We start from the raw sequence: 9,676 nt of genomic DNA, 5'->3' as shown, positions 1-9,676 counted from the left end.
GGCTCGATCCGCCGCGGCCGGCGGGACGGGTCGTCGGGCAGCAGGCGCGCCCAGCTGGCGATGCCGGCCAGGCCGGCGAAGACGGCACCCAGCGCCAGAGCCAGGGCCGGCCCCTGCGCGCCCGCCAGGCCGAAGCACAGCGCCACCAGCGCGGCGCCGATGGTCTGCCCCATCAGCCGGGCCTGGGCGACGATGCCGCTGGCGCCGCCGGCGCGCTCGGGCGGGGCGGAAGCCAGCAGCGCCTTCTGGTTCGGCGCCTGGAAGAAGCCGAAGCCCCAGCCGCACAGTGCCATGCGCCAGCAGATGTCGAACACGCTCGGGTCCGGCGGCAGCAGGGCCAGCAGCGCCAGGCCGAGGCTGAGGATGAACAGCCCGATGCCGCCCAGCAGCCCGGCGGAATACCGGTCGGACAGCCGGCCGGCGACCGGCGCCATCACCGCCACCACCACCGGCCAGGGCGTCATCAGCAGGCCGGTCTCGACCTCGCTGCGACCCAGCGTCGTCTGGAAGTAGAAGGGCAGCGCGACGAAGGCGAGGCCCTGGGCGGCGAAGGAGCAGGCGGCGGTGACCGCCGACAGGGCGAAGATCGGCCGCCGGAACAGGTCGAGCGGCAACATCGGCGCCGGATGCTCGGCCTGCCGGCGCACCAGCGCCACGCCGAAGACCAGGGCGGCGGCGAGCGCGAGCCCGATCTCCAGCGGCCCGGCCTGGTGCGCGCCCTCGCCGATCGCCACGATCAGCAGGCCGAAGGCGCCGGCGTTCAGGATGGCGCTGACGACGTCGAAGCGGTGGGCCGAGCGCGCGGTGTGCGGCAGGGTCGGCACCGCGACGATCAGCGCGACGATGCCGAGCGGCACATTGACCGCGAACAGCCAGGGCCAGGGCGCGACCGACAGGATGCCGGCGGCCACCGTGGGGCCGAGGGCGAAGGACACGGCCACCACCAGGGTGTTGAAGCCGATGCCGCGGCCGAGCGAGCGGCTGGGATAGCTGAAGCGGATCAGCGCGGCGTTCACGCTCATGATGCCGCTGGCGCCGAAGCCCTGCAGCACCCGCGCCGCGGTCAGGCTGGGCAGCGACCAGGCGGCGGCGCAGACCAGCGACGCCACGGTGAACAGGGCCAGGCCGGCGATGTAGATGGTGCGGTAGCCGATGATCTCGCCCAGCGCCGCCAGCGGCAGCAGCGAGACCACGACCGCCAGCTGGTAGGCGTTGACCACCCAGACCGCGGCCGCGGGGCTGGCCTGCAGGTCGGCGGCGATGGTCGGCAAAGCGGTGTTGGCGATGGCGGTGTCCAGCACCGCCATGGCGATGCCGATCGACAGGGTCAGCACCGCGCCGTAGCGGCGCGGCACCGGCAGCCCGTTCGCCATGGCCGGCGCTGGCTCGTTCATCATCGCACGCATCCCGGCACCTTTCCGGATCGGTCCCCCCTCCGGCAGGCGCATCATCGCGGCGCCGGCCGGCAGCGACCAATGCCGTGACGGCGTATCAGCCGGGACGGCGCAATCGGTCGCAGCCATGACCCCGGCGCGCACCGCCCGGCCAGGCCCTGCCGGAACCGCCGGGCCGGCACAGCCCCGCCGGCGCTACACTGGCGGCGGGATTGATCCCGGGGAGGGCACGATGCATCCGAACGAGATGCTGGTCCGCCGCTGGTTCCAGGAGGTCTGGAACGAGCGGCGGCTGGAGGTGGCGGACGAGATCCTGTGCGAGGGCTGCGCCGCGACCGACCTGCACAGCGGGGCCGGCCGGTCGCGGGACGAGATGAAGCAACTCGTCGCCAGGCTGCAGCAGGCGATTCCGGACATCACCTTCACGGTCGAGGAGGTGCTGGCCGCCGACGACCGCGTGGCGCTGCGCTGGCGGGCGAAGGGCTCCGCGGCCGGCCCGGCCGGGCCGATGCCGGTCGACATCGGCGGCCTGTCGATCGCCCATATCGAGGACGGCCGGGCGACGCGGATCTGGGACGCCTGGGACAAGCTCGGCCTGCTGCAGCAGCTGGGCCATGTCCCGCGCGAGTTGGATCCGGCAGCGATGCTGTGACCTCTCAGGGCTGCCAGAAGGCGGGCACGAACTCGTAGCCCTCGCCGGCCCGGCCGACATGGCCGATGCCCGGGAAGGCCAGATGCGCGCCGGCGACCACGACCCGGTCGGACGCGGCCTGGTCCAGCACCCGCTTGCGGCTGACGATCGCGGCCGGCTGGTCGACGTCGAAGTTGATCGCCCAGTCCGGCCTGGCGAATTGCAGCGAAGCGGCATGCACGATGTCGCCCCAGATCAGCAGCCGGTCGGTGCCGGACGCGACCTCGACCATGCTGTGGCCGGGGGTGTGGCCCGGCGCGGCCAGGACGCGGATGCCGGGCACGATCTCGGCGTCCTTGCCGAAGCGGCTCATGCGGTCCGGCCCGGCATAGGGCTTCACCGCCGCCCGGGCCATGGCGAAGTAGGGATGCACCTCGGCCGGGGCCTGGGACAGGATGCCGTCATCGGTCCAGAAGGCGTACTCCGCCTCGGCCACGGCCAGCTCGGCCTTGCCGAAGACGGCGGCGCCGGCGGGGTCGACCAGGCCGTTGGCGTGGTCCGGATGCATATGGGTCAGCACCACCAGGTCGACATCGGCCGGGTCGACGCCCGCGGCCTTGAGGTTGGCGCCGACCTTGCCGAGGTTGGGGCCCAGCGTCGCGGCGGTGCCGGTGTCGACCAGCACCAGCCGGTCGCCGGTGTTGACCAGATAGGCGTTGACCGCGGTCGGGATGGCCGCGGGCGGATGGAAGGCGCGCTGCAGCAGCGCCTCCGCCCCGGCGCGATCGGCGGCGGGGAACTGGTCGAGCGTGATGTTCAGCATCCCGTCATTGATGCTGGTCACCTCGAAGGCGCCGACCTTGAAGCGATAGAGGCCGGCGACCGGCCCGGCGGCGGGCACCGCCCGGGCCAGGGCGGGACGCGGCAGGGAACCGAGCAGCGGCAGGGCCGGGACGGCGAGGGCCGAGGCCAGGAAACGGCGGCGGTCGAGCGGCATGGCAGATCTCCGGGTGAGTCGCGATGGACCGGTCCCGGAGAGGCTAGCTGAAACGCAGCACGAACGCAGCGGAAACGAATCAAGAGCGCAGGCTCACGGCAGCTTGCCGGTCGGCGGATGCACGGTGCGGAAGGCGGCCACGAGCCCCGCCGCCTCGGTCCGCGTCGCCGGGCTGATCCGCGGCTTGCCCGCGGCGATGTCGGATTTGAGGGCGGCCAGCAGCGCGTCGATCTCGCCGAGCAGCTCCTCGCGCTTCATCCCGGCCCGCTCGTGTTCGAGGCTGCGGTCGTCGGAGACGGTCTGGAACAGGGCGCCGAGCCAGTCCACCAGCGCGTCGGCGCGGCTGAACAGCTTCTGCTGCCCGTCCTCCTCATAGACGATCACCGGCTCGATCTCGGTCGCCATGACGGGCCCTCCCGGGAGTTGCGGTGCGCATCGCGAGGGATGCCTGAAGGCAACAGCGAGACGGGAGAGTGGTTCCCCTCCTGGCTTTTACTGATCCCCCATCTTGAGCGCGGCGATGAAGGCGCTCTGCGGGATCTCGACCTCGCCGAACTGGCGCATCCGCTTCTTGCCTTCCTTCTGCTTGTCCAGGAGCTTGCGCTTGCGGCTGATGTCGCCGCCATAGCATTTGGCCAGCACGTCCTTGCGCAGCGCCGCCAGCGATTCGCGGGCGATCACCTTGCCGCCGATCGCCGCCTGGATCGCGATCTTGAACAGCTGCTTCGGGATCAGGTCCTTCAGCCGCTCGCACAGGTGGCGGCCGCGGCGGTCGGCCTGGCCGCGGTGGACGATCATCGCCAGGGCGTCGACCGGTTCCTGGTTGACCAGGATCGACAGCTTCACCAGGTCGCCCTCGCGGTACGAATCGATCTGGTAGTCGAAGCTGGCATAGCCGCGGCTGATCGATTTCAGCCGGTCGTAGAAGTCGAACACCACCTCGTTCAGCGGCAGGCGGTAGACCAGCATCGCCCGGCCGCCGACATAGGTCAGCTCGACCTGCTCGCCGCGCCGCTCGGTGCACAGCTGCAGGATGCCGCCGAGATACTCGTCGGGCAGCATGATCGTGGCCTTGATCCAGGGCTCGTCGATCCGGTCGATCTTCATCACGTCCGGCATGTCGGACGGGTTGTGCAGGTCCATGACCGACCCGTCGGTCATGTGCAGCTTGTAGACCACCGACGGCGCCGTGGTGATCAGGTCGAGGTCGAACTCCCGCTCCAGCCGCTCCTGGATGATCTCCAGGTGCAGCAGGCCCAGGAAGCCGCAGCGGAAGCCGAAGCCCAGCGCGGCCGAGGTCTCGGCCTCGAAATGGAAGCTGGCGTCGTTGAGGGCGAGCTTGCCCAGGCTGTCGCGCAGCCGCTCGAAATCGTTGGCGTCGGTCGGGAACAGGCCGCACCAGACCACCGGGACCGAGGGCTTGAAGCCCGGCAGCGGCGACGTCGACGGGCGGCGGTCCTCGGTGATGGTGTCGCCGACCTTGGTCTCGGCGATCTCCTTGATGCCGGCGGTGATGAAGCCGATCTCGCCGGGGCCCAGCTCGCGCACCTGCACCGCCTTCGGCGTGAAGTAGCCGACGCGGTCCAGCTCGCGCGCCGCCCCCGTCGCCATGAAGCGGACCCTCAGCCCGACCTTCAGCGTGCCCGCGACCACCCGCACCAGGATGACGACGCCGAGATACGGGTCGTACCAGCTGTCGACCAGCAGCGCCTTCAGCGGCGCCTGGGGGTCGGCGTGCTTCGGCGCCGGCAGGCGGTGGACGATCGCCTCCAGCACGTCGTCGATGCCGATGCCGGTCTTGGCCGAGATCAGCACGGCCTCGGACGCGTCGAGGCCGATCACGTCCTCGATCTGCTGCCGGATGCGTTCCGGCTCCGCCGCCGGCAGGTCGATCTTGTTGAGGACCGGCACCACCTCGTGGTTGGCGTCGATCGCCTGGTAGACATTCGCCAGGGTCTGCGCCTCGACGCCCTGCGAGGCGTCGACGATCAGCAGCGAGCCCTCGCAGGCGGCGAGCGACCGGCTGACCTCATAGGCGAAGTCGACATGGCCGGGCGTGTCCATCAGGTTCAGCTGATAGGCCTCGCCGTTCTTGGCGGTGTAGCCAAGGCGCACGGTCTGCGCCTTGATGGTGATGCCGCGCTCCCGCTCGATGTCCATCGAATCCAGCAGCTGCGCCTTCATCTCGCGCAGCTCGATGCCGCCGCAGCGCTCGATCAGCCGGTCCGCCAGGGTCGATTTGCCATGGTCGATATGGGCGATGATTGAGAAGTTGCGGATATGGTCCTGGGGAAAGCTCATCGGATGCGCCTGGAGACGTGATCGGCCCGGACCATAAGGGCACCGGGCCCAAAGCGAAAGGGCCCGGTCGAAACCGGGCCCGTCCGTGTCGGTGATAAGGCAGGGATCAGTGCAGCTTGCCGCCGAGATCCGCGATCGCCTCGTCGATCAGCGCCGAGCCCTTGGCCGGATCGGCGGAGATCTGCCGGCCGACCAGGTCGCGGGCCGCCGCGACGGCGACGTTCACGGCGGTCGACCGCACCTCGGCCAGCGCCTGGGCCTCGGCCTGGGCGATGCGCTCGAGCGCCATGGCCTCGCGCCGCTTCATCGCCTCCTCGATGTCCACCGCCGCCTTCTCGCGATGGCGCTGGGCATCGTGCTTGGCGCGCTCGATGATCGCCGCGGCCTCGGCCACCGCCTCACGCTCGCGCGCCTGGGCCTGGGCGAGATGGCCTTCGGCCTCGCTGCGCAGCCGCTCGGCTTCGGCCAGATCCTCGCGGATCCGGTCGGTGCGCTTGTCCAGCACGCCGAGGATGGCGCCGCGGGCCTTCACCGCCAGCAGCACCAGAAGGATGAGCAGCGCCGCAGCCAGCACCAGCTCGACCGCGCCGTGGGTGTCCGCCTCGGCATGCTCGATATGCTGGAACTCGGTCTGGCCGTGCGTCGCGTCCTGGGCGTAGGCAGCGCCGACGAAGAGCTGATTCGCGATGGTGTCGAGAACGCTCATCGGACCCCTCCCAGCGCACCGTCGACCGCGGCGGTCACCGCGGCCTGGTCCGGCACAGCACCGGTCAGCTTGGCGGCCAGCACACCGGCCACCTCGGCGGCGATGTCGCGGGCGTCGGCCTTGAGGTCGGCGCGGATCTTGCCGATCCGGGCCTCGGCCTCGGCGGTCCGCGACGCCAACTCGGCGACGAAGGCGGCCTGGCGGCGCGCCGTCAACTCCGCGATCTGCTGATTCGCCGCGGCGACAGCAGCCTGGGCCTCGCCGCGGGCCTTGGCCAGCGCGGCCTCATAGGCCTGGGCCACCGCCTCGGTCTCGCCGCGCGCAGCCTCGGCCCGCTCCAGGTCGCCGGCGATCTTCGCGGCGCGCTGGTCGATGGTCTCCGCCAGCCGCGGCAACAGCCGCCGTGACAAGAGCCAGTACAGAGCGATGAAGACGATCGCGAGCCAGAACAGCTGCGACGCAAACCACTCGGGATTGAACTGTGGCATCCGACTCCCCCTGCCGGGCCAGGCCGCTAGGGCTGCGGCCGGCCCATGACGTTAGGCAGCGAGATCGTCAGGCGAACAGTGCGATCAGCGCGACGATCAGCGCGAACAGCGCGATGGCTTCCGTCACGGCGAAGCCGATCCAGATGCTGGCGCCGATCTCTTCCTTGGCCGCCGGGTTGCGGGCGAGCGCGCCGATGTAGCTGGCCCACACGTTGCCCACGCCGATGCCGGCGCCGATCATGCCGATCGCAGCGAGGCCCGCGCCGATGAACTTGGCAGCTTCGACTTCCATTTTCTCTTCCTTCGTGGATGGGTTCTGGATGGTTGGACCGGAACGGTTCGCGGCAGCGATCCGTCAGTGGAGGTGCAGCGCGTCGTGCAGGTAGACGCAGCTGAGAATGGCGAAGATGTAAGCCTGCAGCACGGCGATGAAGAGCTCGAGCATGGTCAGCGGGATCAGGAAGGCGAACGGCACGATGCCGCCGACCCCGAGGGCGATGACGAAGCCGCCGATGACCTTCAGCAGCACGTGGCCGACCGTCATGTTGGCGAACAGACGGACGGAGAGGCTGATCGGCCGCGACAGGTAGGAGATCAGCTCGACCGGCACCAGGATCACCGCGGTCCACAGCGGCGCGCCATGCGGGAAGAACATCCGCAGGTAGCCGGCGCCGTGGCGCGAGAAACCGATCACCGTCACGCCGAGGAAGACCACGAAGGCCAGGGCGAAGGTGACGATGATGTGGCTGGTGAAGGTGAAGGTGCCGGGAATGATCCCGATCACGTTGCCGAACAGGATGAAGATGAACAGCGTGAAGATGAAGGGGAAGTACTTCAACCCTTCCTTGCCGGCATTGTCGCGGATCATGTTGGCGACAAGCTCGTACAGCATCTCGGCGAAGGATTGCAGCCGGCCCGGCACCAGGGCCCGGCGGCTGCCGCCGAGGAACAGCACCGCCGAGGCGACGACCGCGGCGATCACCATGTACAGCGACGAGTTGGTGAAGGAGAGATCCAGGCCGCCGATGTCGACGTGCAGGATCTTTTCGATCTGGAATTGCTCGGTTGGCGACGCCACGCCTTATCTCCCGCCCCGGTTGCGCTCCGCCTGCTCGGCGACCCGCTTCGCCTTCGCCGCCCGGTCCAGCTCCATGCCGGTCCGGTAGACATTCATCAAGCCGGCCACCGCACCCAGGATGAAGAACAGAATCAACAACCAGGGCCGTGTGCCGAGCCATTGGTCGAGACCCCAGCCGATTCCGGCGCCGACCACGATCGCGGCGAGCAGCTCGACCGCGATGCGAAAGCCGGCGGCCATGCCAGCACGGCCGACATCGCGCCCATCATCTCCGCCCTTCGCCTCGCGCCCCGCCCCCGGGAGCTTCGCCTTCGCCTCTCGGAGGCGACGGTCGAAATCCGAATGCGGCAGCGGGTTTTGGTCGTTCTGAGTCACGTTGTCGGACACCCTTTCGGGCGGCGGCCACCCCCACCTCAAGCGGCGCGCACCTTAGTGACGCTCCGGGGTCCCGTCAAGGCGACAAAACCGGCCCGCTTCGTGGCATTCCCGCCGGGCGTCCCGATCGGTACCGCCGGCGCTGGTAGCGGCCCGCTCCGGCAGGCTAGAGTCGAGCATGCTCAGCCCGCTTCTGGCCGTCGCGGCGATCCTCGCCGGCATCACCATCGTCTCGCTCGGCCAGGGCGTCTTCGCGATCCTGGTGCCGATTCGGCTGACCGAGGCCGGGCTGTCCGCCGACCGGGTCGGGCTGGTGGTCGCGGCCAGCGCCGTCGGCTTCCTGGCCGGCTGCCTGGTGGTCGGCCGGCTGATCCGGCTGGTCGGCCATATCCGCGCCTTCTCCGCCTTCGCCGCCGCCTCCTGCCTGGCCGGGCTGGCGCTGCCCTGGACCATCGGCCTGCCCGGCTGGGTCCTGCTGCGCCTGGCCATGGGCTTCTGCTCGGCCGGGCTGTTCATGGTGGCCGAGAGCTGGCTGAACGAGCTGACGCCGCGGCATCTGCGCGGCCGCATCCTGACCAGCTACGTCATCGTCATCATGCTGGCGCTCGGCGCCGGCCAGCTCCTGCTGACCGTGGTCGACACCAGCGACGTGCTGCCCTTCGTGCTGGCCTCGGCCGCCTTCACCCTGGCGCTGATCCCGGTGACGCTGACCCGGTCGCGCCACCCCAGCGTGCCGCACCGGATCCGGCCGATCCTGGGCAAGGCCTACCGCAACTCCCCGGTCGGCGCGGTCGGCTGCGTCGTGGTCGGGCTGGTGGCGGCGACGCTGCAGGGCGTGGCGCCGGTCTGGGGCGTGCATCGCGGCTTCTCCACCGCCGAGATCGCGACGCTGATGGCGGCGACCCAGATCGGCGGCCTGCTGTGCCAATGGCCGCTGGGCTGGCTGTCCGACCGGATCGACCGGCGCTGGGTGATCCTGGGCGCGGCCCTGTGCACCATCGTCGCCGCGCTCGGCAGCATCGCCGCGGGGCCTGCGAGCTTCGCCCTGCTGATCGCGCTGTTCGCGCTGTGGGGCGGCATGGCCGAGGCGATCTACCCGCTGTCGGTCGCCCATGCCAACGACCATGCCAAGCCGCAGGACTATGTGCCGCTGGCCGGGACGCTGCTGATCCTGTGGTCGGTCGGCTCCGCCGCCGGGCCGCTGGCGGCGACCGTGGCGATGGAGCGGTTCTGGCCGGACGCCCTGTTCGTCTATGTCGCCGTGCTGGTCGGGGCCTTCGCCGGCTTCGTGCTGTGGCGCATGGCCCGGCGCGGCCGGGTCGCCGCCGAGGAGGCCGAGCACTTCGTCGGCCTCGCCGCCGGCTCCAGCCCCGCCCCGGCCGAGCTGGACCCCCGCATCCGGCCGGAGGACGAGGCCGAATGCGAGCCGGGATACGATGATTGCGAGGACGTGCCGGCCCGCTAGACCGTCTGGAAATGCCACTGGCGCCGACGGCTGAAAGCGGGTCCCGGCCTCGACGCTTTCCCCTCACCCGGAGGCGCCAGCACCTCCGGCCCCTCCCGCAGGGCGGGAGAGGCGAAGCAATCCGGATCTATCGGGATAGGGGGAAGCCTCGCGGCTCCCCCCTCCCACACCACCGGACATACGGGTCCGTATCCGGCGGTTCGGGGGATTAAGCGGTGAGCGGGTCGGCGACGGAGGCGAG

General features: G+C 70.5%; 11 protein-coding genes. 2 read left to right on the top strand and 9 right to left on the bottom strand.

The features are described 5' to 3' along the window. Positions 1 to 1,397 (bottom strand): MFS transporter (locus ACTOWL_RS36780; protein WP_441326270.1); only part of this gene is annotated, 1,397 nt, incomplete at its 3' end. A gap of 229 nt (positions 1,398 to 1,626) precedes the next feature. Between ACTOWL_RS36780 and ACTOWL_RS36775 the strand changes: the two genes are divergently transcribed. After that, on the top strand, positions 1,627 to 2,046 hold the full coding sequence (locus tag ACTOWL_RS36775; protein WP_441326269.1) for an ester cyclase: 420 nt from the start codon (positions 1,627 to 1,629) through the stop codon (positions 2,044 to 2,046). 4 nt (positions 2,047 to 2,050) lie between these two features. Here ACTOWL_RS36775 and ACTOWL_RS36770 read toward each other — a convergent pair whose 3' ends face one another. The 8 genes from ACTOWL_RS36770 to ACTOWL_RS36735 all read right to left on the bottom strand — a co-directional run bounded on the left by ACTOWL_RS36770 (position 2,051) and on the right by ACTOWL_RS36735 (position 7,982). After that, positions 2,051 to 3,022: an MBL fold metallo-hydrolase gene (locus tag ACTOWL_RS36770; RefSeq protein ID WP_441326268.1), complete on the bottom strand. Its 972-nt coding sequence runs from the start codon at positions 3,020 to 3,022 to the stop codon at positions 2,051 to 2,053. A gap of 93 nt (positions 3,023 to 3,115) precedes the next feature. Beyond that, positions 3,116 to 3,427: a hypothetical protein gene (locus ACTOWL_RS36765; protein WP_441326267.1), complete on the bottom strand. Its 312-nt coding sequence runs from the start codon at positions 3,425 to 3,427 to the stop codon at positions 3,116 to 3,118. Between the two features lie 87 nt (positions 3,428 to 3,514). Further along, positions 3,515 to 5,323 carry a translation elongation factor 4 gene (gene lepA, locus ACTOWL_RS36760; protein ID WP_441326266.1) on the bottom strand — a complete coding sequence of 603 codons (1,809 nt, stop codon included), beginning with the start codon at positions 5,321 to 5,323 and terminating at the stop codon, positions 3,515 to 3,517. A gap of 106 nt (positions 5,324 to 5,429) precedes the next feature. Next, positions 5,430 to 6,029, bottom strand: a complete 600-nt coding sequence (locus ACTOWL_RS36755) for a F0F1 ATP synthase subunit B family protein (protein ID WP_441326265.1) — start codon at positions 6,027 to 6,029, stop codon at positions 5,430 to 5,432. Next, positions 6,026 to 6,517: a F0F1 ATP synthase subunit B family protein gene (locus ACTOWL_RS36750; RefSeq protein ID WP_441326264.1), complete on the bottom strand. Its 492-nt coding sequence runs from the start codon at positions 6,515 to 6,517 to the stop codon at positions 6,026 to 6,028. The genes ACTOWL_RS36755 and ACTOWL_RS36750 overlap by 4 nt, the downstream gene beginning before the upstream one ends. A 67-nt stretch (positions 6,518 to 6,584) precedes the next feature. Beyond that, positions 6,585 to 6,809 carry a F0F1 ATP synthase subunit C gene (locus ACTOWL_RS36745; RefSeq protein ID WP_138885868.1) on the bottom strand — a complete coding sequence of 75 codons (225 nt, stop codon included), beginning with the start codon at positions 6,807 to 6,809 and terminating at the stop codon, positions 6,585 to 6,587. Between the two features lie 63 nt (positions 6,810 to 6,872). Then, positions 6,873 to 7,595, bottom strand: a complete 723-nt coding sequence (locus ACTOWL_RS36740; protein ID WP_441326263.1) for a F0F1 ATP synthase subunit A — start codon at positions 7,593 to 7,595, stop codon at positions 6,873 to 6,875. Positions 7,596 to 7,598: 3 nt separating this feature from the next. Next, positions 7,599 to 7,982 carry an AtpZ/AtpI family protein gene (locus ACTOWL_RS36735; RefSeq protein WP_441326262.1) on the bottom strand — a complete coding sequence of 128 codons (384 nt, stop codon included), beginning with the start codon at positions 7,980 to 7,982 and terminating at the stop codon, positions 7,599 to 7,601. Between the two features lie 166 nt (positions 7,983 to 8,148). On the opposite strand from ACTOWL_RS36735, the gene ACTOWL_RS36730 reads away from it, so the two are divergent. Next, the gene (locus ACTOWL_RS36730) at positions 8,149 to 9,435 is read left to right on the top strand and encodes an MFS transporter (protein ID WP_441326261.1); all 1,287 of its coding nucleotides are present in this window, start codon (positions 8,149 to 8,151) and stop codon (positions 9,433 to 9,435) included. The last annotated feature ends 241 nt before the right edge of the window (positions 9,436 to 9,676 follow it).

This window comes from Inquilinus sp. CA228, from assembly GCF_052078665.1.
Classification (GTDB): domain Bacteria; phylum Pseudomonadota; class Alphaproteobacteria; order DSM-16000; family Inquilinaceae; genus Inquilinus.
Note: the sequence above shows the minus strand (reverse complement) of the source record. Positions and strands in the feature narration are given on the sequence as shown.

Bases quoted from the DNA above. Each gene is read 5' to 3' on its own strand.
- ACTOWL_RS36775 (WP_441326269.1), top strand. From the start codon at position 1,627: ATGCATCCGAACGAGATGCTGGTCCGCCGCTGGTTCCAGGAGGTCTGG.
- ACTOWL_RS36730 (WP_441326261.1), top strand. From the start codon at position 8,149: ATGCTCAGCCCGCTTCTGGCCGTCGCGGCGATCCTCGCCGGCATCACC.
- ACTOWL_RS36745 (WP_138885868.1), bottom strand. From the start codon at position 6,809: ATGGAAGTCGAAGCTGCCAAGTTCATCGGCGCGGGCCTCGCTGCGATC.
- lepA (WP_441326266.1), bottom strand. From the start codon at position 5,323: ATGAGCTTTCCCCAGGACCATATCCGCAACTTCTCAATCATCGCCCAT.
- ACTOWL_RS36755 (WP_441326265.1), bottom strand. From the start codon at position 6,029: ATGAGCGTTCTCGACACCATCGCGAATCAGCTCTTCGTCGGCGCTGCC.
- ACTOWL_RS36770 (WP_441326268.1), bottom strand. From the start codon at position 3,022: ATGCCGCTCGACCGCCGCCGTTTCCTGGCCTCGGCCCTCGCCGTCCCG.
- ACTOWL_RS36765 (WP_441326267.1), bottom strand. From the start codon at position 3,427: ATGGCGACCGAGATCGAGCCGGTGATCGTCTATGAGGAGGACGGGCAG.
- ACTOWL_RS36750 (WP_441326264.1), bottom strand. From the start codon at position 6,517: ATGCCACAGTTCAATCCCGAGTGGTTTGCGTCGCAGCTGTTCTGGCTC.